27 protein-coding genes and 5 pseudogenes are annotated in these 25,611 nt (G+C 70.7%); 19 read left to right on the plus strand and 13 right to left on the minus strand.

From position 1 onward, the window contains the following. Window positions 1-505: 505 nt before the first annotated feature. Both CP984_RS02670 and CP984_RS02675 read left to right on the plus strand, forming a co-directional pair. Window positions 506-1,135, plus strand: coding sequence for a 2'-5' RNA ligase family protein (locus tag CP984_RS02670; protein WP_003979336.1), 630 nt, complete (start codon window positions 506-508; stop codon window positions 1,133-1,135). Window positions 1,136-1,505: 370 nt separating this feature from the next. Then, window positions 1,506-2,201: a GAF and ANTAR domain-containing protein gene (locus tag CP984_RS02675; protein ID WP_100246456.1), complete on the plus strand. Its 696-nt coding sequence runs from the start codon at window positions 1,506-1,508 to the stop codon at window positions 2,199-2,201. Between the two features lie 131 nt (window positions 2,202-2,332). Here the strand turns inward: CP984_RS02675 and CP984_RS02680 are convergent. Continuing rightward, window positions 2,333-2,717, minus strand: a pseudogene (locus CP984_RS02680) (winged helix-turn-helix transcriptional regulator); the annotation flags it as partial. Between the two features lie 134 nt (window positions 2,718-2,851). Here CP984_RS02680 and CP984_RS42560 point away from each other — a divergent pair. Both CP984_RS42560 and CP984_RS42915 read left to right on the plus strand, forming a co-directional pair. After that, window positions 2,852-3,454, plus strand: coding sequence for an alcohol dehydrogenase catalytic domain-containing protein (locus CP984_RS42560; protein ID WP_063726410.1), 603 nt, complete (start codon window positions 2,852-2,854; stop codon window positions 3,452-3,454). Window positions 3,455-3,480: 26 nt separating this feature from the next. Then, a pseudogene (locus CP984_RS42915) lies at window positions 3,481-3,750 on the plus strand (zinc-binding dehydrogenase); the annotation flags it as partial. Window positions 3,751-4,035: 285 nt separating this feature from the next. On the opposite strand, the gene CP984_RS41840 reads toward CP984_RS42915, so the two are convergent. Beyond that, on the minus strand, window positions 4,036-4,254 hold the full coding sequence (locus tag CP984_RS41840) for a nuclear transport factor 2 family protein (protein WP_197049335.1): 219 nt from the start codon (window positions 4,252-4,254) through the stop codon (window positions 4,036-4,038). A 7-nt stretch (window positions 4,255-4,261) separates the two neighbouring features. Continuing rightward, window positions 4,262-4,459: a hypothetical protein gene (locus CP984_RS41845; protein WP_197049334.1), complete on the minus strand. Its 198-nt coding sequence runs from the start codon at window positions 4,457-4,459 to the stop codon at window positions 4,262-4,264. Window positions 4,460-4,606: 147 nt separating this feature from the next. Between CP984_RS41845 and CP984_RS41055 the strand changes: the two genes are divergently transcribed. Further along, a complete protein-coding gene (locus CP984_RS41055) occupies window positions 4,607-4,750 on the plus strand; it encodes a hypothetical protein (protein ID WP_003979339.1) in 144 nt (47 codons plus the stop codon). Between the two features lie 439 nt (window positions 4,751-5,189). On the opposite strand, the gene CP984_RS02695 is transcribed toward CP984_RS41055, so the two are convergent. The 3 genes from CP984_RS02695 to CP984_RS02705 form a co-directional block, all read right to left on the minus strand. Next, window positions 5,190-5,882: a GAF and ANTAR domain-containing protein gene (locus tag CP984_RS02695; protein WP_003979340.1), complete on the minus strand. Its 693-nt coding sequence runs from the start codon at window positions 5,880-5,882 to the stop codon at window positions 5,190-5,192. Between the two features lie 97 nt (window positions 5,883-5,979). Then, a complete protein-coding gene (locus CP984_RS02700; RefSeq protein ID WP_003979341.1) occupies window positions 5,980-6,708 on the minus strand; it encodes a GAF and ANTAR domain-containing protein in 729 nt (242 codons plus the stop codon). Beyond that, complete coding sequence (locus CP984_RS02705; RefSeq protein ID WP_226048595.1) at window positions 6,705-7,448, minus strand: GAF and ANTAR domain-containing protein; 744 nt, start codon at window positions 7,446-7,448, stop codon at window positions 6,705-6,707. Before CP984_RS02705 ends, CP984_RS02700 begins: the two co-directional genes overlap by 4 nt. A 358-nt stretch (window positions 7,449-7,806) precedes the next feature. On the opposite strand from CP984_RS02705, the gene CP984_RS02710 reads away from it, so the two are divergent. The 3 genes from CP984_RS02710 to CP984_RS02720 all read left to right on the plus strand — a co-directional run bounded on the left by CP984_RS02710 (window position 7,807) and on the right by CP984_RS02720 (window position 10,298). Then, a complete protein-coding gene (locus tag CP984_RS02710; protein ID WP_003979343.1) occupies window positions 7,807-8,535 on the plus strand; it encodes a GAF and ANTAR domain-containing protein in 729 nt (242 codons plus the stop codon). A 427-nt stretch (window positions 8,536-8,962) separates the two neighbouring features. Then, window positions 8,963-9,310, plus strand: coding sequence for an STAS domain-containing protein (locus tag CP984_RS02715; RefSeq protein WP_003979344.1), 348 nt, complete (start codon window positions 8,963-8,965; stop codon window positions 9,308-9,310). Then, window positions 9,303-10,298 carry a sensor histidine kinase gene (locus CP984_RS02720; RefSeq protein ID WP_003979345.1) on the plus strand — a complete coding sequence of 332 codons (996 nt, stop codon included), beginning with the start codon at window positions 9,303-9,305 and terminating at the stop codon, window positions 10,296-10,298. The genes CP984_RS02715 and CP984_RS02720 overlap by 8 nt, the downstream gene beginning before the upstream one ends. A 798-nt stretch (window positions 10,299-11,096) precedes the next feature. On the opposite strand, the gene CP984_RS02725 is transcribed toward CP984_RS02720, so the two are convergent. Together CP984_RS02725 and CP984_RS41060 are read right to left on the minus strand one after the other, a co-directional pair. Further along, window positions 11,097-11,579 (minus strand): sigma-70 family RNA polymerase sigma factor, encoded by a 483-nt coding sequence (locus CP984_RS02725; protein ID WP_003979346.1) that lies wholly within the window; start codon window positions 11,577-11,579, stop codon window positions 11,097-11,099. Between the two features lie 514 nt (window positions 11,580-12,093). Next, on the minus strand, window positions 12,094-12,237 hold the full coding sequence (locus CP984_RS41060) for a hypothetical protein (RefSeq protein ID WP_156100270.1): 144 nt from the start codon (window positions 12,235-12,237) through the stop codon (window positions 12,094-12,096). Window positions 12,238-13,313: 1,076 nt separating this feature from the next. Between CP984_RS41060 and CP984_RS02730 the strand changes: the two genes are divergently transcribed. The 3 genes from CP984_RS02730 (at window position 13,314) to CP984_RS02740 (ending at window position 15,634) form a co-directional block, all read left to right on the plus strand. Further along, entirely contained in the window at window positions 13,314-13,694 is a 381-nt protein-coding gene (locus CP984_RS02730) for an STAS domain-containing protein (protein WP_003979347.1), read from the plus strand. Window positions 13,695-13,922: 228 nt separating this feature from the next. Continuing rightward, the gene (locus CP984_RS02735; protein ID WP_063726408.1) at window positions 13,923-15,365 is read left to right on the plus strand and encodes a PP2C family protein-serine/threonine phosphatase; all 1,443 of its coding nucleotides are present in this window, start codon (window positions 13,923-13,925) and stop codon (window positions 15,363-15,365) included. A 101-nt stretch (window positions 15,366-15,466) separates the two neighbouring features. Then, complete coding sequence (locus CP984_RS02740) at window positions 15,467-15,634, plus strand: CsbD family protein (protein ID WP_226048596.1); 168 nt, start codon at window positions 15,467-15,469, stop codon at window positions 15,632-15,634. A gap of 192 nt (window positions 15,635-15,826) precedes the next feature. Here CP984_RS02740 and CP984_RS41850 read toward each other — a convergent pair whose 3' ends face one another. The 3 genes and pseudogenes from CP984_RS41850 to CP984_RS42755 form a co-directional block, all read right to left on the minus strand. Next, window positions 15,827-16,015, minus strand: a complete 189-nt coding sequence (locus CP984_RS41850; RefSeq protein WP_050505928.1) for an Asp23/Gls24 family envelope stress response protein — start codon at window positions 16,013-16,015, stop codon at window positions 15,827-15,829. Window positions 16,016-16,525: 510 nt separating this feature from the next. Continuing rightward, window positions 16,526-17,068 carry a DUF1206 domain-containing protein gene (locus CP984_RS42750; RefSeq protein WP_306464343.1) on the minus strand — a complete coding sequence of 181 codons (543 nt, stop codon included), beginning with the start codon at window positions 17,066-17,068 and terminating at the stop codon, window positions 16,526-16,528. A gap of 12 nt (window positions 17,069-17,080) precedes the next feature. Then, a pseudogene (locus CP984_RS42755) lies at window positions 17,081-17,362 on the minus strand (DUF1206 domain-containing protein); the annotation flags it as partial. 711 nt (window positions 17,363-18,073) lie between these two features. Here CP984_RS42755 and CP984_RS02755 point away from each other — a divergent pair. From CP984_RS02755 to CP984_RS02780, 6 genes are all read left to right on the plus strand, one after another. Continuing rightward, window positions 18,074-19,225 carry a ferredoxin reductase gene (locus CP984_RS02755; RefSeq protein WP_003979350.1) on the plus strand — a complete coding sequence of 384 codons (1,152 nt, stop codon included), beginning with the start codon at window positions 18,074-18,076 and terminating at the stop codon, window positions 19,223-19,225. 18 nt (window positions 19,226-19,243) lie between these two features. Beyond that, window positions 19,244-20,386, plus strand: coding sequence for a fatty acid desaturase family protein (locus CP984_RS02760; RefSeq protein WP_003979351.1), 1,143 nt, complete (start codon window positions 19,244-19,246; stop codon window positions 20,384-20,386). A gap of 120 nt (window positions 20,387-20,506) precedes the next feature. Continuing rightward, window positions 20,507-21,061 carry a DUF5994 family protein gene (locus CP984_RS41065; RefSeq protein WP_003979352.1) on the plus strand — a complete coding sequence of 185 codons (555 nt, stop codon included), beginning with the start codon at window positions 20,507-20,509 and terminating at the stop codon, window positions 21,059-21,061. 165 nt (window positions 21,062-21,226) lie between these two features. Beyond that, window positions 21,227-21,610 (plus strand): hypothetical protein, encoded by a 384-nt coding sequence (locus CP984_RS02770; RefSeq protein WP_003979353.1) that lies wholly within the window; start codon window positions 21,227-21,229, stop codon window positions 21,608-21,610. Further along, complete coding sequence (locus CP984_RS02775; protein WP_003979354.1) at window positions 21,607-22,065, plus strand: DUF5994 family protein; 459 nt, start codon at window positions 21,607-21,609, stop codon at window positions 22,063-22,065. The genes CP984_RS02770 and CP984_RS02775 overlap by 4 nt, the downstream gene beginning before the upstream one ends. Window positions 22,066-22,181: 116 nt before the next feature. Then, a complete protein-coding gene (locus CP984_RS02780) occupies window positions 22,182-23,180 on the plus strand; it encodes an acyl-CoA desaturase (protein ID WP_003979355.1) in 999 nt (332 codons plus the stop codon). A gap of 216 nt (window positions 23,181-23,396) precedes the next feature. On the opposite strand, the gene CP984_RS02785 is transcribed toward CP984_RS02780, so the two are convergent. Further along, complete coding sequence (locus tag CP984_RS02785) at window positions 23,397-23,645, minus strand: TetR/AcrR family transcriptional regulator C-terminal ligand-binding domain-containing protein (RefSeq protein ID WP_003979356.1); 249 nt, start codon at window positions 23,643-23,645, stop codon at window positions 23,397-23,399. Window positions 23,646-23,971: 326 nt separating this feature from the next. Between CP984_RS02785 and CP984_RS02790 the strand changes: the two genes are divergently transcribed. Together CP984_RS02790 and CP984_RS02795 are read left to right on the plus strand one after the other, a co-directional pair. Continuing rightward, a complete protein-coding gene (locus CP984_RS02790) occupies window positions 23,972-24,559 on the plus strand; it encodes a Rossmann-fold NAD(P)-binding domain-containing protein (protein WP_003979357.1) in 588 nt (195 codons plus the stop codon). A gap of 157 nt (window positions 24,560-24,716) precedes the next feature. Beyond that, window positions 24,717-25,109, plus strand: a pseudogene (locus CP984_RS02795) (transposase); the annotation flags it as partial. Window positions 25,110-25,135: 26 nt separating this feature from the next. Here CP984_RS02795 and CP984_RS02800 read toward each other — a convergent pair. After that, window positions 25,136-25,597 (minus strand): annotated as a pseudogene (locus CP984_RS02800) (IS5/IS1182 family transposase); the annotation flags it as partial. Between the last annotated feature and the right edge of the window lie 14 nt (window positions 25,598-25,611).

Below are 25,611 nucleotides of genomic sequence, written 5' to 3' on the forward strand. Positions count from 1 at the left end.
CAGGTGTCCGTCGCACCATTCGGCGACGAAGCGGAACGCCGCCTTCACCTCGGGGTGTCCTTCGCGGGCCTGGGTGATGAAGCCGCTCACGGCGTTCTCCTGATGTCGCTACTTCGCGGACTGTGACTGATGCCGCGCCGCGCCTGGCGCCCGGCCGTAAACGCCTGCGCCGCGTGAGGGCACCGGCGCGCTGTCCGACCCGGCGCCGCACGCGTACGGGACGGCCACACAGATGCACATCACCGTCGCCGCCGCGCACCTGGCGCTCGGCGGGCCCGAGGAGGCCGCCGAGGCCCTGGGCCTGCTCGCACTGCCACCCAAGGAGCGCCTGCCCCGGTTACTACCCGGCTGCAGGAGTTCGCCACCGACGTCGCACGCTCCCCGGTCGCCTCCGGCCGGACCGCCAGCATTCCGCAGAGCGCGGTCGAAGCCGGGTACCTCGACTCCGCCCCACGACGCCTTGCCCTCTCGCCAGGCTCCCTCGGCGACTGATGAGATGCGCCCCATGACCCGACACACCGACGCGCGCCCGCCGATGGCCGACCACTGGTGGTGGCGCCCCGGCTGGCAGCCCGGCACCCGCTTCCTGACCTTCCACTTCACCTTCCAGAACGCTCCCGAGGTCCACCGCCTGGCAGCCGCCTACCGCACGGCGCTCGCCGACGTCGCCGGGCTCGACCTCGTACCCGACCGCTGGCTGCACCTGACCACCCAGGGACTCGGCTTCGCCGACACCGTCCCCGACGACGAGGTCCGGGCCGTCCTCGCCGCGGCCGCCACCCGGCTCGCCGCACTGCCTCCGTTCGACCTCACCCTGCACCGCCCCGAGACCACCCCCGAGGCCATCCGCTGGGAAGCCACCCCCACCGCCCCGCCGGCCGCCGTACGCACCGCGCTACGCGACGCCATCCGCACCGTCCGCGGCACCGTCGACGAACCCGACGGCTTCACCCCACACATCTCCATCGCCTACAGCAACACCACCGGCCCCGCCGGCCCCGTCCAGGCCGCTCTCGACACCGTGGATGCATCCCCGGCCACCACGCACATCGACCACGTCGACCTGGTCCGCCTCAACCGCGACCGGCACATGTACGAGTGGGACGCCCACACCCCGCTCCCGCTCGGTCAGTAGACACCACCTGGATGAAGCTCACCGAGCTCCACGACGCCAGCCTGCATCCCGCTCGGATGGGTGACGGAGCCGAAGCCCGGCTTGACCTGGCACTTGGCGCTGCCGCTCCTGCGGTACCGGAGGACGCCGACTTCACAGCGTCGCCCATCAGCAGCGCGAGATCGCTGCACTGTTGAGTGCCGGGCCGCGGCAGGGGACAGGCCGTCCAGGAGGTCGAGGCCGAGCAGCGGACCATGCCCCGATCGGACCGGGTGAGCGGTCGAAGACGTCTTCGACCGGCGAGGGCGCGTTGAGCTTGGCGCAACGGGGGACTCGGCACGGGGGCACTCCTCGACCAGGGCAGGGTGATGACGTGCCGGGCCAGAAGGCGGTGAGATACATCCGTGAGGCCGCGCGCGGGCGGGACGAGGCCGCTGTCCCGCAGCAGCTGTGCGCCGCGGTCGGCCGTGGCCTGCCGGGGGACGAGGTCTCCTTGTGCCTGTTCACCGGGCAGACCTGCTGTCAGGTCCTCGCGGTCTCCGAGGCGGCCATCTTGCGGGTGGAGGAGGTGCAGTACGAGACCTGGGAGGGCCCCGGCATCGAGGCCGCCGCTACCGGCCGCCCTGTGCTGTATCCGAACCTGGCGAAGAACCCGACGCCGTACCCCTTCTTCGGGCCCCGGCTGCGCGAAGAACTCGGCCCCCTCGGCGCCCTGTACGCCTTCCCCCTCACGGTCGACCGGCATGTGCTCGGAACCGCCACCTGCCTGCGCTATGGCCCCCTGTTCCTCGCCCCGGTCCAGCTCGTTGAGGCAGCGCACGTGACCGCCGCGGCAGCCGAAGCCGTCGCCGACCGGTGCCTGCCCCACCTGGGCGCCACCTCCAAGCTGCCCTGGCACTCGGCCGCGCTGATCGACGAGCACTGGACCTCCACCTACCGTGCAGTCGGCGCCGTCGCCAGCGTCCTGGAGATCCCTGTCCACGAAGCCCTGGCCCGCCTGCGCGCCCGCGCCTTCGCCACCGGGTGCCCTCTGCCTGCTCTCGCCCGTGCCATCCTCGCGCAGCTGTCCAACGGCCCGGAGGCTTAGCGTCAGCACATGCCAGTTCCCGGGGGCCTGCCCGGGCTGGCCAGGACAGGCCCCCGGAATGCTGTCGGGCGGGACGAAGGCCATCCGGCGCTGAGACGTCCAAGATCAGGCGTGATCCTGACGGAGGTGGAGGGATCGGCGCGGGCGTCGTAGGCCGCACGGGCGGCGTCGATGCGCGCCAGGTGCTCGGTGGTCCACTGCAGGAAGGGCACGGCGGCTTCGCAGAGCGTTCTGCCCGTCGAGGTGAGTTCGTAGGTGAGGTGAGGCGGCAGGCATGACGTGGTGGACGGTGCGGGTCAGGATGCCGTCCCGTTCCAGACTCCGCAGGGTCACGGTGAGCATGCGCTGGCTGATCCTGTCGACAGCGCGCTTGAGTTCGATGAAACGGCGCGGCCCCTGGTCGAGGCGGCAGACCACCAGGAGCGACCACTTGTCCCCGACCGTGCCGAGGACGACGCGGGCCTGGCCCGCGTCCTGCTGCGCCCGGCTGCTCGTCGGGGTGATCGTTACCTCCAGGGAACCGGGACACCGGAAAGTGCCTTATTGATCGGGATGCGGTCGGTGCCCACGATGGTCGCGGTTCTAAAAGAGTACTGGGGCATGAAAAGTAACTCTGCTCTTCCATCCTGTTGTCCCGCCCCAGAAGCCCCATGCACGCCATCTACATCATCTGCCTCAAGGGCCCCGCCTTCGTAGAGGCCGTCGAAGTCGATGAACCGACGGCCGGTGCCGAGTCGGTCGTCATCGATGTGCATGTCGCCGGCGTGACATTTCCGGAGGTTGCGCAGAGCCACGGTGAGTACCACCTGCAGCGGGTTCTGCCCTTCATCCCGGGCACGGAGGTCGCCGGGACCGTCCGGTCCGCGCCCTCGGACAGCGGCCTGAGGGCCTGGCAGCGGGTCGCGGCCTTCCCCGGAATCGGCGGGTACGCCGCGACGGTGGCCGTCCCGCCGACGGCGGCGGTCTTCCCGCTTCCCGACAACGTGTCCTTCCGTGCGGGCGCGGCCCTGCCCATGAACTATCTGACCATGCACTTCGCCCTGGTGCGCCGGGCGCACCTGAAACCGGGTGAATCGGTTTTGATGCACGGTACAGCTGGCGGGGTCGGCACCGCTGCTGTGCAGTTGGCCGCCGCGCTGGATGCCAGGGTGATCGCGGTCGTGTCCGAACCGGGCAAACTTACTGCGGCGAGGGCTGTCGGCGCCGACGAGGTCGTTTGGCTGGCGGCTTCGAGGACGCTGTGCGGGAGCTGACCGGCCATCCCGGCGTCGACATCGTCGTGGACCCGGCCGGGGCCGACCGGGTCCACGGCTCGCTGCGCAGTCTCGCGCGCGAGGGCCGCCTGCTGATCATCGGCTCGACGGGCGGCAACGTTGCCCAGATCAATGTCGACGATCTTATGCGCAACAACCTCAATGTCTCAGGAGTCGGTTGGGGCGCGTTCTGGGCGAGGCAGCCTTCCAATTTGCAGGAGCAGTGGGCTGCGCTTCTGCCTCTCCTGCAGGCCGGCGAGCTCCAGCCCGTACTCGGGCGGCGCTTCCCGCTTGAGCAGGCATCGCAGGCTCTGCTTGAACTCGACCAGCGCCGGGCGCAAGGGAAAGTGCTGCTGGACGTCCGGCGAGACGGCCCGGCTGGATCGCAGCCGGGTGCGAGTGAGGGAAGACGAGTCGGTGGCTGTCGTCACCGGCCCGGAGTGGACTCCAGTTTCGCGGCCGGGCAGCCGACCGCGAGTTTGCGGGCGGCCTGTTGGTCCTGTCCAGCGCTGACGAGGTGGGTTCGCCGATCCGCTTTGTCTGTTCGCCGGACGCCATCCGGTACGCGGCCGGGTCGGGGATCACTGCTGCGGAAGGTCGCCGAAGACCATGCGGTGCCCGCGCGCTGTGCCCGCGTACTCGCGGACTCGGTGGATCAGTCCGTTCCGGAGTTCGAGGCCGAAGCAGTAGTCGTTGGCGCAGTGGTTGCCGTTGGCGAGCGTCGCCGTCACGGTCGCCTCCACGATTCCTCGTTCGCCGTCGGAGTGGAGGTGGTGGAGGGTGACGTCACGGCCGGTCACGCGCGAACTACCGGGGGAAGTGCTTGGCGAAGAAGCCCGCGAACGCCGCCCTACCCACCATGTGAGGGGACAGCTTGAGCCCGACGGCGGTATCGTTCCCGGGCTGCGACAGCCCTTGGGCGTCTTCGGTGAGGACCGCACAGATCTGTTCAGGGTCGTTGCCGGCGAGGGCCATGAAGGCGTTTTGAAGGACGGTGTCGGTCATGAATTCACTGTCACCGTCGGTGCGCGGCAGCGTCTTGGACAAATGTTCAGACCGGTCCCGTCACACCGTGCGGAGATGCGATCCGTCAGGCACGAGCGTGGGGCTGTCGCCGGGTGAGACCTTGCAAGGCTGCCGGAGCCCAGCCGGTTGGCGGGCATCAGCATGGCCGGATTCCGCGTCTGCGGCGAAGAAACGGTCGGTATGCGGGTGATGCCGCATCCGGCCGTCACCGTGGTGCTGGAGTTCGGTGCCTGCCCGCTCGTCGTGGACACCGCCGCCGCCCGGCAGTAACGGAGCGACCTCGTCGCCGGGTTCGGGCACGTCCCTGTTCGCGTGCGGGGCGAGAACATCGAGTGCGTAGAGGTACGCCTGTCCCCTCTGGTCGCACCCGCGGTACTGGGCACGCCTCTTCCCTTGAGCTGAACCACGCCGTGGTCGCGCTGGAGGAGCTGTGGGGCCGGGCAGCGGCACGGCTGCGACAGCAACTCGGCGACGCGGTGTCGGCCAGCCGCGCCAACGTCCCTGCTACGGCAACACTTCGTCCTGATCGCGCACTTCTGACGACGCTGCACCAGAAGGGCTGCGCCGCCGGGGCTACCCCTGCCTACGAAAATCTTGCCGGAGCCACTCAGACGAGTACGCGGGCATCTGGGTGTTGTCCGCTCCGAACGACAGGGCTGCCGGCTTCCATATGCCAGACCACTGGGGTGCCGGGAGGCTGGTGCGTGTGCTAGTCGAGGCTTTGGTGGTCCAGGACGTGCTGGGCGGTGTGGAGGAGGGGCTGGCTGCGGCGGAAGGAGTGGGCGCGGAGGCGGGCGAGGGCGTCGTCGGGGGTGAGGCCGTACTTGGCGGCGAGGATTCCGGCGGCGATGTGGACGGTGGGCGGGTAGCCCTGGGGGCCGCGCTGGGGCGGGCGGTTTGCGGTGGTGAGCAGGTGGGGGTGTTCGTCGAGGGCGAGGAGGGCGATGATGCGGGCGTAGGCGCCGGCTCGGGCTTGTTGTTCAGGGGTGAAGGGGGCGGGGGTGCAGCGGTAGAGGTCCAGGGCGCCGATGGTCAGGCTGCCGACGGTCAGGGGCAGGGCCAGGACGCTGCGGGCGCCTTGTTCGCAGGCGATGGGGGCGTAGGCGGGCCATCGGGTGTGTGCGTGCTGCAGGTCGGTGATGTCGACGGGTTCGCGGTGGGTGTAGGCGTCGATGCACGGGCCTTCGCCGGTGACGAGCTGGGCGTCTTCGACCAGGCGGGCGCGTTCGTCGGTGGCGCCGGCCAGCAGGCGCAGCTCTCCGGCGGTGATCAGGGTGGTGCCGGCGAAGTCGGCGTCCAGGTCGTCGGCGCAGGCCCGGCAGGCGGTGGTGAGGGTGAAGCCGTCGGTGAAGACGGCGGCGCCGAGGCGCTGCCACGCCGCGACGTGATGATCATGGTCCATGGGTGTCCCTGCTGCGGGTGTGCGCTGGAGGGGTGGCGGGAGGGACACGTCCTTCCGCCGGGGTCCGGGGCGGAGTGGAAGTAGGGCCGGGTATGGATCAGGGGCGCTGGATGGCGGTGGTGTCGAGGGCGCCGTCGATGACCTGCTGGCACATCCTGGTCAGAGGGAGCTGGTGGGCGCGGGCGTGGCGGCGGAGGGCGTCGAAGGCGGTGTCGAGGTCGGTGTTCCAGCGTTCGGCGAGGACGCCCTTGGCCTGCTCGATGACGATGCGGCTGGACAGGGCGGCCCGCAGCTGGGCCCGCTCGACGTTGCCGTACATGATGGTGCGCTGCTGGAGGATGGCGATGGTCGCCACATCCGCGAGGGCCTGCGCCACCCGGGCGTCGGTGGCGCTGAGGTCCTGTGCGCGGGCGTCGAAGAGGTTCATGGCGCCTACGGACTGCTGGCGCAGGCGCATGGGCAGGGCGTGGGTGGTGGTGAAGCCGGCCTGGCGGGCGCGGGCGGCGAAGCGCGGAAACGCGGCGGTCTGCACGGGGGAAGTGAGGTCGACGTTCAGACGGGGGGTGCCGCTGCGGTGGCATTCCACGCAGGGGCCCTGGTCGGTCTGCAGGGCGAACAGCTCCAGCAGCCGGGTGTGCTCGTCCGAGGCGGCGATCACCTGGAGCCTGCCGTCGGGGTCGGCGAGCATGACGCCCACGGCCGTCACGTCCAGGAGCTGGTTGCAGCGGTCGCAGAGCTGGTGCAGGAAGTCGATCAGGTCGAAGTCGTCGACGAGGGTGTCGACGGCCTCGACCATGGCCGCCAGCAGGTGTTCCTCACGTGTCATGGCCCTTCAGTCCCTTCACCGGCAGCGGTGGCCGGCCCGTTTCCATCATCTCGAAAGCTCAAGCGGCGGGCCACCACGTCCTCGGCGACCTCGGTCACCGGGCGCCCGTGGCGGAAGGCGTGGGCGCGCAGGCGCAGCAGCGCCTGCGCCACGGGCACACCGGCCTGCACGCTGACCATGCCGCTGGCCTGGTGGACGACGGCCCGGTAGAACTCCGCCCCCTCTTCTGCGGCGGCGAAGGCGTCCAGCTGCGGACCGCCTTTGACCAGGAGGGCGGTCAGGGCGTTGGCCACCAGCCACGCATCGGTCATCGTGGTGTCCGCCAGCGGGCCCGGCGCGGTGCGCTGCAGCGTCAAGGTCCCCAGGCACGCGGAACCGATGTGCAGCGGGAAGCAGAAGAGTGCGCCGATGCCCAGCGCCGCGGCTTCGGGCAGCAGTGCGGGCCACCGCCCGGCCGGGACCCGCGCCAGGTCCGGCACCACAACCGGCGCACAGCACACCCCCACCTCCGGGCCGGGGCCCTGGCCCAGCGTGAACTGCAACTCCTCCAGCCGCGCACTGGCGCCTTCGGAGCACCACAGCACCTCGCTCAGACCGTTGCCGGCCAGCACGGAGACGGCGACGCCGTCCACGTCCAGCGCCTGGGCGCACACCTGCGGATCGACACCGACCAGCCCCGTACCGGCGCCGGAGGGAGCCAGGTGCCTCAGCACAGCAGTCACGTCACGGTCGGCACCCACCCGTCCCACCTCCAGCACGCCCATCCGGCAGCCGCCCCGCGGCGCAGGGACGCACTCCACCAGCGGACAGTCTAGGGAAAGATCCGGACCTACTTCGAGTTTCCCGCGAACACATCCCACGCCGGTCCGGAACCACCAGCCGCAGGGAAAGAAAGACGGACCCGGCCGCCCGTAAGCACGGTGGGTCGCCGGTGCGGGGCGTAGGGTGAAGGTAGCTGCCCGAAGGTGACGCGCCCGTCGACTATTTCTGACATTGGCTTCCGGTCAGGGCAGCATCGGCGGTGAATGCCGGAGATCGGAACGCACCCATGCGTGCCCACCCCATCGCACGCCCGCCCACCTGTGCGCCGGGCCCGCGGTGACCAGGCCCCGGGCGGAAGCCGTCGCCCTGGCCTCCCGCCACGTGGGCCGGCCCCACCCGGCCCGGCACCTCGGCGAAGCCTGCCGCACCGCCCTGGACGACGCCTACTGCGTGGGCCTGACGCTGGCGGCCGACGCCGCCCTGGCCCAACGGGCCTCCCTGTGCGCCGCCGGCCCTCTGGCAGCTCAGGGCGAGACCCTGCAGATCAACCTCGGCGAAGGCCCCTGCGTCCAGGCCCTGAACCAGGGCAGCCCGGTCCTCGCGGACGACCTCGCCGACCCCCGCACCATCCGCCAGTGGCCCGTCTACGCCCAGCAGGCCCAGGCGCACCATATCCGCGCCGCCTTCGCCCTGCCCGTCCTCAGCGGCCCCGCCCCCGCCCAGCAGGCCGGACTCGTGCTCACCCTCTACCGAGACCGGCCCGGCCCGCTTTCCGCAGCAGAGCTGCACACCGCCCAGCTGCATGCCGACGCCGCGGAACTCCTGCTCCTGAGCGCCCCCGTACCTGCCGAGGACGACCTTGCCGACGCCTGGCTCCTGCCCGTCGAAGCCGTCGTCCACCAGGCCACCGGCGTGATCAGCTACCGCCACGCCCTCACCACCGGGCAGGCCCTGGCCCTGCTGCGCGCCTACGCCCACTCCACCGACACCGACCTGACCAGCCTCGCCCACGCCATCGTCCACGAAAACCTGCACCTGCCCGACCCACCCGAGACAGACTCCTGACAGCCCGGCGCCCTGAGCACGACGGACCTCCGCCTCGGCGCGGTGAGACGATCCGCCTCAAGGCGATCAGGTGAGACACCCGGCGCGGCAACGCCACACGGACGCCGGGCAGGTGCGCCCCGCGTCTGCCCTGTCCCAGCCGCAAGGAAGTCCGAACGGCCGAAGTCCGCTTTGCGCCGTCGGACCGGCGTACGCTCGACGGGCATCCGCGGACACCTCCACCGGCGCGATCACCGTACGGACGGGGCATCCGGCGGCCTCGGCGAGGGAGGTCAGGCCATGCCGCCAGCGGGCACTCCTCCGGCCCCCGACGGCCGGCTCCCCACTTCATCGTGTACCGGCCCCGGCCCCCGGACGGCCGCGATCAGCCGCCGCTGTGTGCAGCGTCCCGGAGCCCGGTTCCGGGTGCGCAGGGAAGTGGTCCAGCGTGCGCCTCCCCACTTACGCCGATGCGCTGCTGCGCATCTGGCACACCGATGACCCGCCGGGCCTGCGGCTGTCCGGCCAGATCGACCTGACCAACCAGACCGCGCTGATGGGCCAGCTGCTCGCCCTCAACGGAGCACCCGCCGATGTCACCGTGGACCTGCGCGAGGTGACGTTCTTGAACTTCGCCGCCCTGCACGCCCTGGTCTCCTACGCCGAACTGCTGGGGGCCGGCCGGCGCCTGGTCCTGCACACCCGCGCCCCCGTCGTCGGTCAGATGCTGCTGGCCTGCGGCTGGGACCGGCCCGAACTGCGCCTGCCCCTCCTGGAGGAGGCCAGCGATGAGTGACCCGCAGCCACCCTCCCGGCCCGGCGGCACACCCCACGCGCACCACCTGCTGCTCTACGGCGGCGACGAGCAGTTTCTGGCCGCCGCCCTGCCCTTCACCCGCGACGGGCTGGCCGCAGGGGAGCCGGTCTTCATCGCCACCAGCCGGTACAACACCGCCCTGCTCAAACAGCATCTGGGACCGCAGGCCGAGCAGGTCTCCTTCGCCCCGGCCCACTGGCACCGCACGCCCGCCCAGGCGCTACTGGCCTTCCACGACCAGGCCCGCACCTTCCAGGGGCCCTCCCGGGTACTGGGCGAGCCGCCCTGGGCCGGCCTGAGCGACGACCAGGCCCGCGAGTGGATCCGCTACGAGTGCCTGCTCACCCTCGCTCTGGCCTCCACCGGCGCCTGGCACCTGTGCCCCTACGACACCCGCACCCTCCCCGACGGCGTCCTGCACGCCGCCCAGCTCACCCACCCGGCCCTGACCACCGGAACCGCCCACCGGCCCAACCCCGCCCACATCGCCCCCGAAGAATTCAGCGCGGCCTGCGACAGCGTGCCGCTGCCCGGCCCGCCCGCCCACTGCGAACAGTTCCGCTTCGACGGCCCCCAGCACCTCGCCCAGCTGCGCGAGTTCACCGCCCGCCTCGCCCGCACCGCAGCCCTGGCCCCCGACCGCATCGACAGCCTGCTGATCTGCGTCGACCAGGCCGCCACCACCGCCGTGCACCACGGCGCCGGCGGCGGCCACTGCCGCATCTGGACCACCACCGACGAAATACTCTGCGAAGTCACCGACCCCCACGGCACCCTGAACACCGCCCTGGCCGGATACCTGCCACCCGCCACCGCCCACCTCGACGGCCGCGGCCTGTGGATCATCCGCCAGCTCAGCGACGCCACCGACATACGCAGCAACACCAACGGCACCACCATCCGCATCCGCATGAACCGCCGCCGCCCCACCACTCCACCCTCCCCACCACCGCAACGGGCGAAGTAGTCCGGCACCTGCGAGACATTCGGCTGTCTTGCTTACGTCACCCGGGGCCGCGCGTCAGCACTCACGGTGATTGTCGATGTGTCGGCGGTGGAGAGCTGCTGGGTATTGATGCCCTGGCCACTTTGGTCCGCAAGTCCATGCGCCTGCACTCGGTCGGCGGTGGACTGCTGCTGGCCGCGCCTGAGCACCGCGTGGAGCGACGGCCGGGCGCGGGGGCTCTTCACCGAGCAGTCGGCACCGCCGCTACGGCACCACTGACCGTGGCCTTACTGACCGTGGCCTTCGGGGGAAGGAACCGCAACGGCACGTGCCGAGCTGGAAGGGGCGCTTCGTTGCTTGCTCCAGAAGACAGCCTGGGCCGTGAAGGGAAATCCGGTGATCATGGCGCACCGTGAAGCACCAACCGGAGTGTCGACTGGCTGCTTCGCTTCGGAGCCGCCAGGTGCGGCTGGTCGCGCAGCACCGGAGCAACGGGAAAGCAGGCCGTCGACTTCCAGTTGCGCCGCACGAGTGCCGCACCGCTCAACCGCGTCTCAGGCACCTTCTCCGGATGTCGCTTCGGGCCCGGGCGACTCCGCCCGGGCCCGAAGCCCGACGTCAGCGGGACAGCTGGAGGCAGGCGGACTGTCGCAGACTGCCCATATCGCTACCGCACGAGGTCTGAACGGCGGCGACCGCCCACCGGAGCCTGCCGGCCGGCCCCGGCGCACATGCCCTGACCGGGCCGCCGGACACCTACCGACCAAGGTACAGGCCGGGTAACCGCACCTCCCGTGCCCAAACCGAAGCATCCGCCGATCACGCCGCAGCCCCGTACTCCTGCTCCGCGTTCTGCTCCACCTCGGCCCGCACCCGGGCCAGCGCCCGGGTGATCCGGCGTGAGACGTGCATCTGGGACAGATCCAGCTCTGCGGCGATCGCGCTTTGCGTCATGTCCTCGAAGAACCGCCAGTACAGGATGCGGCGCTCCCGTTCGGGCAGCATGGCCAGCGCGGGCTTGACCGCTTCGCGGTCCTCGATGAGCCCGAAGCGGCTGTCGGCACCGCCGAGGGTGTCCATGAGGGTGTAGTCGTCGTTGTCGGCCCTGCGGTCCAGGGCCACGTCCAGCGACAGCGACCGGTAGCTCTCCAGCGCCTCCAGCCCTTGCGTGACGTCTTCCTCGGCCAGGCAGGCGTGTTCGGCGACCTGCGTCACGGTCGGCGACCTGCCGTCCAAGGTGGTGCCCAGTTCCCGTACGTCCTTGCGGACCTTGTTGCGCAGTTCCTGGGTACGCCGGGGCACACACGGAAGTCTTCGGCGGTATCCGGATCGCGGTATCGCCCGCGGGCACACTCGATCATGGTGGTGGCCATCGCCGGCTCTCCTTAGACGCTGGTAGGCGGCTCGCATGCAATTAAGTGGCCACTGACCGGAATCCGGCAGGCTGGCCCTCGTAACGGGGTGCCTGCGGTTCCGAAGCACTACAGGTCTCCTGACCCGGATACCGCCCTCCACACGTACAATCCGAAAGCATTTGTGGTGGCGCGCGTCCGAGGAGCGAAGCAGCCCGCTTCCCGGACGCCCACGCAGTGGGCACCATCTCCTGAACAAAAGCAGCACCGGCCGCCACTTTCGTATCGACTGAATCTGCTGGCCAACACGCCTAGCCTGGGCCAGCCCCACGGGACGCACGGCAGTAGGGCAGCGGCCGCACGGGCAGAACCGAGCACAACAACCACTGCCGGCCGGGGCCCTTGACGGGCGGGCCCGCTTCAACAGGAACGCGGACAGGAGGTGAACCTGCGGTATCGCTGCGTCAGGTCATGGCCCCGTTGGCGTCGATCGATCCGCGAAAGGTCAGCAGCGCGGCAGGAAAGGCGATCAGCATGGAGACCATTACCCAATCTGTCTCCGCTGTCGCCTGGACCGCGACTTTCACGCACAGCAGGTCGACCGGCACCCGGTGGAGGAACGAAGCGAAGACGCACAGCTACATATAGTTAGCCCACGCGAAAGTTCTTTCGTGCAGCGTACAGAGAGGACGGGCCGGTAAGAACATGCCGACACCGGTGCAAAAGCAGCGCGGGAGCGGCAGCCGACGACCCTGGCTGCAGTAGAAGCTCAAGCGGCCCAGCCGACGGAGGAGACGTTGCTGCAGGCATCGTGGTCGGGACCGTTCTCGGGCGTTCCGCCACAGCCTCGCCCGCCCGGCCGACCCCTGCCGCTCGGCGCGCCGTTGAAGCCGGCGGTCGTCGGTGCGCCTCCATGGCGATCGTCTCCCCCTGCGACACCACGGCGCGTTACCTCCGCCATGGGCACATCGTCAGCTGGAAGGGATTTGGCAGATCGCGGAGTTCTCGCGGGGAAAACCCCGCTCCGGGTGCTCTCGCGGGCACTGGGGCAGCGGGGACAGTCCACGTCCGCGTCGAACCGCAGACGTCCACTTGGAGGGTTCGCTACGCGGTCCGCTTCGGGGGGGGAAGACGTGAAGACTCCATCAACGAATTGGCCCGCGGATCCGGCGTGCGCCACCGGCACTACCGAGGTCAGCCGAAGGTCCATCCGCAGCAAGTGTCACGGCCATCGCCGTGGACATCGAGCGCCTCAGCAGCCTGACATCCACCGAGGGCACCGCGGCCGCCAACTGCCTTCCAGACCTTCCTGAACCAGCACAGCGTCCCTCGGCCGATGTCCTGGCGCCTCCTCGGCAGTTGACGTCGGCCACTTCGGAATTCCCGACAGAGCCAAGCTCGCCTGTTTACGCCGTCACCGCCACCTGCTCCCTGGCCACGGCATCTGCTTCCCCGCGACCTGGATGACCGAGCAGACGGTGGCATCGCGCCCGTGAAATCTCGTCCCGGCATGTTGAGCGGCCCCCTCCGCCTCCCGGTTTGCTGGGCCCGGGGCTACCCTCGTATCAGGACGTCGACGTTCCAGACCCCGACGGCGCGTTGCTGCTGAGCGCACACCTGCCGGGACCACGGCCCGCACCGCCGCTGCCCCGTCCCGGCCCGGACGCCCGGAACCGGAGGCGTTATGTCCCTGCCCGGTCTGAACGTTTACCGGCACGACAAGCGGGACCGTGCACTGATCACTCTGGCCGGTGAGATCGACCTGACGACGGCGCCGTTGGTCAGCGCGTCCCTGCGGGAATGCCTGTACGGCTCCATACGCACCATCGACATCGACCTGACCGCCGTCACCTTCTGCGACGTGAGCGGCCTCAACGCCTTCCTGCACGCTGCCGCGCAGGCCACGCAGACAGGCAGAAGCCTGCGACTGCATCATCCGCCGCTCGCTCTGCGACGCATCCTTTCGCACGGCAACTCTGCCCTGCTGCTGGGCGGCGTTCCAGCGAGCCACCGCGGAAGCACGCCCTCACCATGGCCCGCTCCCTTTCCGGCAGGCACACCGTGACGGGCACCGGACCCGGACCAGGCGAGGAGCGGTCCACGCCTCGCTCAGCGCGAATTTGGCGGATCAGGCCGGCCACGCCGCCCACCGTGCTTTTCCGGCGTGGGGTGGCAGGACATCGGACAGGTTCGCAGGCTCTCCGGGCCGGCGGCGCTACGGGCACGGCCGACCGCGTCCTCGCGCACGACACCCGTACGCAGCGTCCTGGGCGACCGGAGACGAGGTGGGCACATGCCGGACGACAAACAGAGCGGGAAGCCTGAACTCGCCTCCGAGGACGGCCGGGAACGAGAAGCGCGACGTATCGCGGCGGTCCGCCGTTACGACATCCTGGGCACCCCACCGGACGGGGCGTTCGACCGGATCGCGGCGCTGGCCGGACGCCTCTTCGACGTCCCGATGGCGACGGTGACCATCGTGGACACCGACCGGGTCTGGTTCAAGGCCGCCTATGGGCTGGAAGGCGCCACCCAGACCGACCGGGACGCGAGTTTGAGCAGCTCGGCGATCCTGACCGACGCGCCCCTGGTCATCCCCGACACCCGTCACGATGCCCTGACCCGCGCACACCCGATGGTGACCGGCCCCGCCCGCATCCGCTTCTACGCCGCGGCACCGATCACCACCGCCGACGGCCACCGGCTCGGTGCCGTCGATGTCCGGGACACCCGGCCCCGCCGGATCACCCCCGAGCAGGCCGCCGCGCTGACCGATCTGGCCACGCTGGTCATGGACCAACTGGAGCTGCGGCTGTCCGCGTTGCACATGCTGCGCAGGCAACGCGAACTACTGCAGGTGGCACGCGCGGCTCGCGACCGGGCCGAGCAGGACCGGGCCCGGACCGCCGCATTCGCCGCGGTCCTGCAGAGTTCCCTGCTGCCGCCGGCCCTGCCCCACGTGCCGGGTCTCCAGGCGGCCTGCCACTACACGACCGCCTCCGTCCACGACATCGGCGGCGACTTCTACGACATCTTTCCCCTGGGCGCCGGCCGGTGGGCGTTCTGCCTCGGTGACGTGAGCGGCAGAGGTGCGACGGCGGCCGCGCTCACCTCGATGATCCGCCACACCCTTCGCTCCACGGCCCTGCTGGAATCCGACCCGCGCACCGTGCTGGAGATACTGAACAAGGCTCTGCTGGCGGACCCGACCGCCGGCGTCCGCCTGTGCACCCTGGTCTTCGGCACCCTGGTCCCCGACCCCGCCGGCGGATTCACCATCACCCTGACCGGAGGCGGCCACCCTCCCGCATACCACCTGCGCCCGGCCCGCCGGGGACTGCGCCCCCGTGCCGAACCGATGCAGTTGTCCGGCGGCATGCTTCTCGGTGTACTCGACGGCGCCTCGGTCGTCTCCCGGACGTTGCGCCTGGCACCGGGCGAAGCTCTCCTGCTCCGCAGCGACGGCCTGACCGCCTCGCGCACCTCCCACGGCGCCCGCTTCGACGAGGAAAGCCTGGCCGCGCATCTCACCCACCACGCGGCCACCAGTACGGCGACCCGCGCAGCCGCCGTCATCGACGACCTCGCCGCCCTGCTGGCGACCTTTCCCGTCGGCCCGGCGGACGACGTGGCCCTTCTCGCTCTCAGCGCCACCCCCTTAGGTGCCGGCGGCGCACCCGTCGGCGCGTCGGGCACCACCCACACCAGCGGCCCCCGCCCACAAGAGCGCGCATGATCTCGCCACCGGACGGGTCCGCGGACCACTTTCCCGCAACGCGCACATCCACGATCCCCGAAGCGACAGCCACCACACCACAGACAAGGACCGCCATGGACATGGGACGAGTCATCAGGAACAAAGCCCAGACAGCCAAAGGCAGGATCAAGGAGACCCTCGGCCGGACCGCCCGCAACCGGCAGACGCAACGCGAAGGCCGATCGGACCGCTCGATGGGCAACTTGAAACAAGCCGCCGCCAAAGCCAGGAAGGCCTTCAAACGCTGACCGGTACGCGGGGCCCGGAGGAGTCACTTGCCCCAGAGGTGCTTCCGCCTGCCGGAAGGCAGGGCGGCCGCCGCCACTCGGCGCACCTCATGCAGAGCAAAAGCTCGGCCTGATGCGGACGGCCCACGACGGTGCGGAAGCGGACGGAGCGCTCCTCCGCGCCCCAGCAGCGACAGCGCGGCTGAACAGTGGTCACCGCGCCCGTCCTTCGATGCGCTCCACCATACTCCCCTCACGCAGGTGGACGTCGTTGACCGCGATGTCGACCTCGACAACTTCCAGGCCGGTCCTCTCTCCAGTGGCCGTGCTCACATGGTCACGGAGTTCGGCGGCGATCACCGGAGTGCTCATTCCGTATTCGACGACCACTGCCCGGTCCACGGCGCCCTGGCGCGTGCCGGCATCGACGTCGATTCCACGGTCCGTGCCGCCCCGCCCCCGGGGGCTTTCTCACACCTCGCACCGAAGCTCCGGGCGAATCCACCACCCAGCGCGTGAATCGCGGGAACTTCGCGTGCCGCCATCCGGCGATTCTCGCGACACCCCCGCCTACGATGATCGTCCTTCCGCGCGGCGAGGCCAGTTGCACTGATCCGGACCATCCGGTACGCGCCACCGGCGACGAGTGACCTGTCGGACGCCTGCCGGGCCACACTGGTCGACCCCGTCATGCGACGTCACCTCCTCAGGTGCCCACCGCTCTTCCTGCCCCGGGGGTGGGAAGCTGCCGAGTCCCCCGGTCCGCGGAGGGCACGATGAACGGGACAGCGCCGAGCAGCAGGTCTGGCCTTCCAGGCAGACGTTGAGGCGAAGTACGCAACGGGCGAAGCGGAGGCCGGCCGCGGGACCGGTGGGAATTCCGGGTCGGAGCCCCTCCAGGCGGAACCGCTGCTACAAACGGCGCCAGCGGGCCGAAGCGAACGAGAAGCCGCCGAAGAGCACCAGTCCGACCGCGACGGCCACCAGGAGCCACGGGCCCGCCGGAGTCTGAGTGAAGCTACGCAGCGTAGCGTCCAGGCCCTTGGCCCGATGCGGATCGAAGGTGAGGGCGGCGATCAGAACGAAGCATCCCGCCGCGGCGAACACCAGGCCACGCGCCACGCCGCCGCCCATGCCCATGCCGGTGATGGCCTGCCATGTGCGGGGGCTCATCGCGCCGCTGTCCAGCTTCCGCAGGAAGCGCCGCATGGCCGCCCTTACGGCGAGCACCACGCCGACACCGATCAGGACGGCACCGGCCAGGGCCACGAGCACCCGGCCGTACGGCAGCTTGAGCGCCGCCGCCGTCCAGTCCTGCGGCTGAGCGTTGCCGCTGCCACCCCCGCCACTCCCGGCAGCGTAGGCCGCGGTCGCCCAGCAGACCGCCGCGTAGAAGACCGCCCGGCCACCGTTCAGCAACCGCGCCGGGACCTTCCGCTCAGCTCCCCTGGCCAATATGGCACCTGCACCCCGCCAGACCGTCATGCATCCGAAACCCGCGGCCAGGGCCCACAGCATCACACTCCCGAAAGGCTGCGCCGCAATCTGGCCCAAGGCTCCTTGCCGGTCCGCCGACTCCTCTCCTTCTCCGAAGGCGATCTGGACGGCGAGCACGCCGATGAGTGCGTACACGACGCCCCGTGCAACGAAACCCGCCCGGCCCGCGAGGGTCAGTGACTCCTTGTCGGCGGTGCGCCGACCCGGAACTCCCGCGGCGCGGCCGTGCCCACGTGCATGTGACCACGTCACAGTGCCCTCCCCGGAGCAGTGGAGCGCGGTGCGCGTCCCTGGATCATCCGGGTGCCCCTGTCGCTGCGTTCGAAGCGCGCCGCCCCGAACCTGTCCGCGCGGTCCCGCTACCGATGTGAGGCGTGGCTCGATGGCGGGAAACGTCGCACGCGGGCTCTAGGACACGGGGACGAACGGAGCGGATGTGGTCACACCGCGGTCATCAGCCGAGCCGTAGCAAGGCACGGTATGCGGGCGGAGTCACCAGCACGCTCCGGCGTCCGGAGACACAGGACAGCACCAGGCTCCAACGTCGTAGCCAGCCCTCGTTCGGACCGGCCGACACCTGCACCGCAGAACCGTTCACGGGCATCTTGTGCAGGGGGACCGGCCAGTGCTCGGGCTTCGCAGCGATGTGGGAGGCCTGCCTTCGCAGGGAGAACCAGCGCTTCGGTGAGAACGGAGGGTTCCCGCAGCAGGCCACGGCAGGCGCCGACCACGAACTGCCAAGGTGCGACTTGCCCTTTGTGAAGGACAGCGGCACCGACGGGTGCAGGACACGGGGATGGCAGGCCCACTGGCGGGATTTCTTCCTCGATGCCGGGCGCCTGTGCTTCTCTGGCGGTGGCCGAGTTCGGGCTCGGCCACCGCCAGAGAGGCACGCGCGTGGGTGCGACGTTCTGGCCTGCTCGCGCGCCATCGTCTATGGCACGAGAAGAGGGAATTCCGTAGATGCCTCCGTTCGCGCCTTCGCTCTTCGCCGGTCGGCTCACCGACCGGATCCTGTCGGCCGCGGTCTGGCTGACCACCCCGCTGGGACCGGACGACTACTTCGGCCTGGTCGATCCACTACTGTCGGCGCGCCACCCGGCTGGCCGGATCGTCGCCGTGCGGCCGGAAGGTCCCGACGCCGCCACACTGGTGATCAGGCCAGGGCGCGGGTGGGCCGGGCACCGGGCGGGGCAGTACCTGCCCGTCGGTGTCGAACTGGACGGCGTCCGACACTGGCGCACCTATTCACTGACCTCCCCGCCCGGCAGGCCCGGTACGCCGCTGACCATCACGGTCAAAGCGGACCCGCGGGGCCGGGTCTCCCCGCGCCTGGTCCACCACATCCCGCCCGGCACCGTATTGCGACTCGGACCTGCCCAGGGCGACTTCGTACTCCCCGACCCGCCGCCACACCGGATGCTGATGGTGTCGGCGGGCAGCGGCATCACGCCGCTCATGGGGATGCTGCGTACGCTGATCAGGCGCCACCCCCGACAGCCCGGCCGCCCGAACGTCGTACTCCTGCACACCGCTCCCACCCCGCAGGAGTGTCTGTTCCGCGCCGAACTGCGGGACATGGCAGCCCGGTTGCCGTGGTTCCGTTTCCGCGAGCGGCACACCCGAACCCAGGCTTCCCGCGCCGGGGCCGCGGAAGAGGCCCCACCGGCACGTCGGCTGACTCCCGCCGACATCATCGGGCTCTGCCCGGACTGGCGCGCCCGCGACACCTGGGCCTGTGGTCCGCCCGGTCTGCTGGCCGCGATCGAGGAGCACTGGGCGTCAGCCGGTCTCACCACACGGCTGCACACCGAGCGCTTCCGCCTCACCCCACCCTGTCCACCGGGCTCCAGCACCCCCGCAGACCACGTCCGGTTCGCCCGGAGCGGCATCGAGGCGGAGTCCGACCCGACTGTCCCCTTGCTGGTGACCGGCGAACAGGCGGGTGTCCCCATGCCATATGGCTGTCGGCGCGGCGTCTGCTTCGGCTGCCTGCTGCCGCTTCTGCACGGCCGGGTGCGCGACCTGCGGACCGGCGAGGTGCACGGCGAGCCGGGGACGCCGATCCAGAGCTGCGTGAACACCGCGGCAAGTCCGCTCGCCCTCGACATCTAGACAGGTGAAGGAGCCACCATGGCGACCACCGCCCCCGACCTGACTCCCGAGCGGATCGAAGCATTCGGAGCGGAGCTGGACCAAATCCGCGCCGAGGTCGTCGCCGACCGCGGCGCCGCCGACGCCCGCTACATCCACACCGTGATCACCGTGCAGCGCGGGCTGGAGGCAGGGGGCCGGGCCGTTCTCGCCGTCTCCTTGCTGCCGCCGGCCTGGCTCGCGGGCACCGGGATGCTGGCCACCGCCAAGATCCTGGAGAACATGGAGCTGGGCCACAACATCCTGCACGGGCAGTGGGACTGGATGGGCGACCCGGCCGTCCACTCCACGACCTGGGAGTGGGACTTCCCCTCCCCCGCCGAAGCCTGGAAGCACACCCACAACCACCTGCACCACACCTACACCAACGTGGCCGGACGCGACCGCGACCTCGGTTACACCATCCTGCGCATGAGCCCCGACCAGCGCTGGCATCCGGCCCACCTCCTCCAGCCGCTCTACGCCGCCCTCCTCGCGCCGGTCTTCGAGTGGGGCATCGCGCTGTACGACCTGGAGGTGGACGCCGCCGTCGCAGGCCAAAAGAGTGCCCGGCGCCTGGTCACCGATGCCGCGGGGCTGGCCCGCAAGGCCCTGCGCCAGTTCGCCAAGGACTACGTGTTCTTCCCGCTGCTCGCGGGCCCGTCCGCGGTGCCGTGCCTGCTCGCCAACCTCACCGCCAACACCCTGCGCAACATCTGGGCACACACCGTCATCTTCTGCGGCCACTTCCCTGGTGACGTACGCACCTTCACCGAGGAGCAGATCGAGGACGAGAGCCGGGGCGAGTGGTACCTCCGGCAGATTCAAGGCTCGGCGAACCTCCAGGGCAGCCCCCTCTTCCACCTCCTCAGCGGCAACCTCAGCCACCAGATCGAGCACCACCTCTTCCCCGACCTGCCCAGCAACCGTTACGCCGAGATCGCCCACCGGGTGCGCAAGACCTGCGCGACGTACGGAATCCCGTACGTCACCGGCCCGCTGCACCGGCAGTACGCCTCCACCTGGGGCCGCATCCTGCGCCACGCGCTCCCCGCGCGCGCCGTACAGGAGCATCAGCCAAGCAGGACCGATGTGAGCAAGCCGGTACCTTCACCCAGGCCGATCAATCGCCGGACGCGGTAGGCTGGGTGTCACCGAGAGCATTTCGTACACTGGCTCAGACGCCGGAGTCGTTCTCGGAGAACGACGACCCCCAGGCAGACAACGTCGCCCGTTGTGGTGCCTCTCAGGTGGGACCGAGCCATGACCGTGCTCGACGAATCAACGACTGCTTCCACCGGCTCCTGGACAGCCAGGCTTCGCCTGACACCGACGAACCGCCGCAGTGGCCCACTGGACGGCGCCTGGTGGCCCTGCTCCCGCGACCTGGTACGCGAACTGCCGGCTCTCACCGCCGCCTTGGACCCCCTGTGGGGCCGCATCACCAGCGTCACGGTGAACCCGGCCTACTGGCCGGTTATCCCGCGCAAGGTGCCCGTCAACGGCCACGTGGTGCGGGTGGGAGCGTTCGGGGCCGAACAGGACCCGCACGAGCTGTTCCTCGCCTCGTACACCGTGGGGCGCTGGGACCTGCTGATCGTGCCGCCCGAAACCGCCCCGGACCGTGCGGCGGCCCTCATGCTCGCTGCCGCCGATCCGCACAACTCCCTCACGGCAAGCGGCCTGTTGAAGACCGTCGGTCCACCGGCCGTTGCGTGTAGCCGCCGGATGGCGGGTACCCGCAACGTGGCGCCCGGCGCAGCCGAATGGGAGAGCGAGGGCGGAGCCGTCCGCACGGCCCCGGCCCCGACCAGGTAGGCCCGGTCTGCCGCGCGTGCGGCAAGGCACCTTGGTGGCTGCGACGTCCCGGCAACGTTCTGCTCGGCACCGGCTTCGCGACCGCACCGGAGGTTTCCTCTCCGGCCGCCCCTACACATCACCGCGCCCCGACGCCGCCACCGTACGGCCCGGAAGGAGATATCCATGACCCACCGCCCACTGACCGACCACCCCGAGCGCACCACTGCCCGTCCGCAACCCGCCGAGGCCACCCAGGGGCCCACGACGGCACCCGGTCACGTCGATGTCCGCATCGAGGCGGCGACCCCCGAAGCGGCCCGCCTGGTCGCCCAGACGCTGCGCGACCACTACGCCGGCGCCGAGCAGCGCAGCTACCCCGACGCGCCCGACGGCGGCACCAGACTCCACCTCACGGTCGACACCACCCGCACCCCCGGTGCCATGGAGCCGCCACGGCCGTGGCCGGTCGCCGGCCGGCCCCACCACGACGAACTCGCGGACGCCGTCCCGCGGCCGTCCGCACCCACCGCCCCGGACGAACCGTCCGGAGAGAGGCTGACGCCATGACCACCACCAGCGTGCCCCCGACCGCCCCTCAACGGTCCCTTCCCGCCCGGCTCGCCGTTCTCCCCCAGGGCACCGGCCTGCACCGCATCGACGGCGCGTGGTGGCCGCGCACCCGGCATCTCGCCACCGAACTGCCGCCCCTGCTGGATGCGCTGGCCCCCCGCTGGGGCCGTATCACCCGGGTCACCGTCGACAACTCGATGTGGGACACCGGCCCCCACCGCCTGGCGCTCGGCCGACGGGTGATCCACATCAGCCGGTCCATCGGGATGGGACACCGCCACAGCGTGTGCCTGCTCGCCCTGGGCACCGGCCGGTGCGACCTGCTCGTCGTGGCGCCCGACACCCCGGCGGACCAGGCCGTCCGCATCATGGCCAACGCTTCCCGCGCGGGCGGCGGTACCGGAGCGCAGACCAGCCCAGCGGGCTACGGCCCGCACCGTCTCCCCGCCTGACGGCCACTCGCGGCAGCACACAGCGTGCCGCCTCCCGCCGTTTTGGGAACCCCCTACCTTGCAGGCCCCGGACCCCGGCCGGACCGAACCCCTCCAAACAGGCCGAGGAGCCACGCGTGACCACGACCACCGCGCCCCAGGCACCACCCGAACGGCCCGGGAGCCGACGCGCTTATGACGGGACCTCCCCCTTCCCGGAGGGGCGGCCCGGCCCCCGTACCGGCGCCCAGCGCCTCCAGATGGTCCTGACGGGGGCCATCGTGGCGTTTCCCCTGCTGGCCGTGGTCCTGGCCGGCTGGGTGCTGTGGGGACGCCTGTTCGGGCCGGCCGACCTCCTCATCGCCCTCGTCTTCTACGTCGTCACCGGCCTGGGCGTCACCGCAGGGTTCCACCGGGGTCTGACGCACCGCAGTTTCACCGCCATCCGGCCACTGCGCCTCGTCCTGGCGGTGGCCGGCTCGATGAGCTTCCAGGGCGACGTGATCGGCTGGGTCGCTACCCACCGGCGCCACCACGCCTTCACCGACCGCCCCGGCGACCCCCACTCGCCGTTCCGCTACGGCACCACCCTGCGCGGTCAGCTCCGCGGCCTGGCACATGCCCACGTCGGATGGCTGTTCCACCGCGAAACCAGCGCCACCGTCCCCGCCGGACGCTACGCCCCCGACCTGCTCGCCGACCGCGGGCTGCGCGCCGTCTCCCGTGCCTTCCCCGCATGGTGCGCCCTCAGCCTCGCGCTGCCGTTCGCCATCGGCTGGGGCGTCGGCGGCACGCTGCACGGCGCTCTCACGGCACTGCTGTGGGCCGGCCTCGTACGCGTCGCCCTGCTCCAGCACGTGACGTGGAGCGTGAACTCGCTGTGCCACATGGTCGGCACCCGCCCGTTCCGTACCCGCCGCCACGACCGCGCCACCAATCTGTGGCCGCTGGCCCTGCTTTCCTTCGGCGAAAGCTGGCACAACCTCCACCACGCCGACCCCACCTGCGCCCGCCACGGCGTTGACCGCGGCCAGCTCGACCCGACCGCCGCCGCCATCCGCCTCTTCGAACGCCTCGGCTGGGCCACCGACGTCCGCTGGCCCACCCCCGCCCGCCTCGACCACCGCCGCCGATGACCCACGCGGCGCGCGGTGACCGGGCGCCGGTGTCATCGACTGCTCCGGCCGGACATGCGGGTCGGGCGCGGGGCGTGACGCCCGTACTCGCCTGTCACCTGCGCGCCGACCAGCGCCCTCTGGGTGCCCGCCTTGACCGTGACCGGCGCGTACGCCGGCAGCCGATTCTGTGAGGACATGCGGCGCGGTCTCAGGGCGTCTGTACGAGGTGGGCCGTCACCCGGGTCGGCGCGCGAGCACGCGGTCGACCAGATCGTCGATGCAGTCCGGTGTCAGCGGCCCGACGCCGAACAGCATCCGGGCACAGGTCGGCATCAGGACGACGGCCAGCCCATCCGGCAGGTACAGGGGTTCCGCGCCGCGGGCGCGGGCCCGGTCGAGCATGCCCCGGACCCGTTCGGCGCGGGCGGCGGGGCACCGGCCGCGTGCCGCCTCGCCGTCGGGGTCGGCGGCCGGCGCTGTCACGACATCCGCCCGCCGTCCCGGCCGCAACCGAGGTGATCGTGCGGGCCGCTTCGTGCTAGGAACGGTGGTTCGAACCGGTCGCATACCGGAGTACGGTGGCAGTACCGGGCGTATCTCGTATGCCGTCATCCCTTTCGGTGTCGCTCTCGGCGAACGACAAGCCCAGGGCCCGTCGGCTCCCGAGGACGTGGGACTGATGTATTCGCAATCCTCCATCTACAGCCGTTGCAACAGCCGCTCGGCACCGACCGAAGAGATGCTCTTTGGGCTGACCTGCGTTATCTGCGGCACCGACGGCGCGTGGAGCGGTCACGGGCCTGGGCGCCATGGGCGTGTCCGACGTCACGGTGCTCACCCAGCGCGATGCGGCGGCGGTCGCCTCGCCGATGCCGTCCGTGGTGATGGGCCATTTCCAGGAGCAGCCGGACGATCCGTCCCGCCTCCAGACCCTGGCCCCTGCTGGTCCGGTACCGCTCGCCGAGTACCTGCCCAGGTTCGACATCGTCGTCAACTGCATAAGACAGGACACCGACGCGCCGCTGGTATTCGTCACGGACAAGGAGCTCGGTCTGTTCCGGCCGGGGACCTACTTCGTGGACGTGTCGTGCGACGAAGGCATGGGCTTCGAGTGGGCGTGCCCGGCCACCTTCGGCGAGCCGATGGCCACCATTGGCGCCGGCTGCCACTACTACGCCGTCGACCACAGCCCGTCGCATCTGTGGGATTCGGCTACGTGGGAAATCAGCGAGGCCGTCCTCCCGTATGTGCGCAGAGTCCTCGAAGGCCCCGGGGCATGGGAGGCCGACGCCACGATCAGTAAGGCGATCGAGATCCGCGACGGCGTCGTCCAGAACCCGAAGATCCTCTCCTTCCAGCACCGGGCCACCGCCTACCCACACGACCGGACACCGTAGGTCCCCGACTCACGGACCGGGCCTTAGTACTCCAGTGGCACTTCACCATTCCCGCTGGTCAGACGCGGTCTTTCGAGCCTAGCGGGCGGGCGGTGCCCCACGGGCCGGTTCCGGGATGCCGGCGTGGACAGCGGGGCGGAACGCTCAGGATCGGGGCATGATGGCGGACTTTGTCACGGGACGCTGGAGCGCCGAGCTCGAAGTCCTGTTCCTGCGGGTGAGCGGAAGGTTCGGCCGGATCGAGGTGCGGCGGCGGATGCGGGACTACGTCCCGGGCCTGCTGGGCCCGGTGAGCCGCAAGAACAGTCCCCCAGAGGGGGCGCCCCCCAGGCAGCTGGCCGAGTGCGCCGGTCACAACGGCCCCTACGGCCTACAGCACCTGCTGTCGTGGAGCCGGTGGGACCCCGACGAGCTCCGCGATGACGTGCAGAGTTACGTCGCCGAGAAGCTCGGCGCCCCGGGCGGCGTCCTGATCGTCGACGACACCGGGTTCGTGAAGCAGGGCACCGTCTCGGCGGGGGTGCAGCGGCAGTACTCCGGCACGGCCGGGGCTTGTCCGTGAATAACTGAGCGTTTTCAGTGGTGCCTCTCCAGGGTGAGGACGGCTTTGGCGATGACGCTCATGCGGTTGGGGCTGCAGCGGGTTCGGCGGAAGATGCGCCAGGGCTTCAGTCTCGCAACGCTTCGTTCGACCGGGGCTCGTGCCGCTGACAGGGCACGGTTTATCGTCCGCTCGGTCGCGGTGAGGTCCTGGTGCGGACGGCGTCTGATCGGCGTGGTCACCCATGAGCCGGCCCCGATGTGGGCGCGGTCGGCGAGGACGGGTACGCCTTGGCGTTCGCAGATCCGGATGATGCGGTGGGCGCGGGCCGCGGTCAGGTCGTGGGTGCGGCCGGGCAGTGCGGGCGAGATCCACAGCAGCTTGCCCGCAGGATCTGCCACGACCTGCACATTCACCCCGTGGCGGCGGTGCTTGTGGGAGAAGCCGGCCCGGCTGTCACCGACCCGGTCGCATTCGGCGAGCGTTCCGTCTAGGAGCTGTTCGAGGTTCG

It is taken from the genome of Streptomyces rimosus, assembly GCF_008704655.1.
Lineage (GTDB): Bacteria > Actinomycetota > Actinomycetes > Streptomycetales > Streptomycetaceae > Streptomyces > Streptomyces rimosus.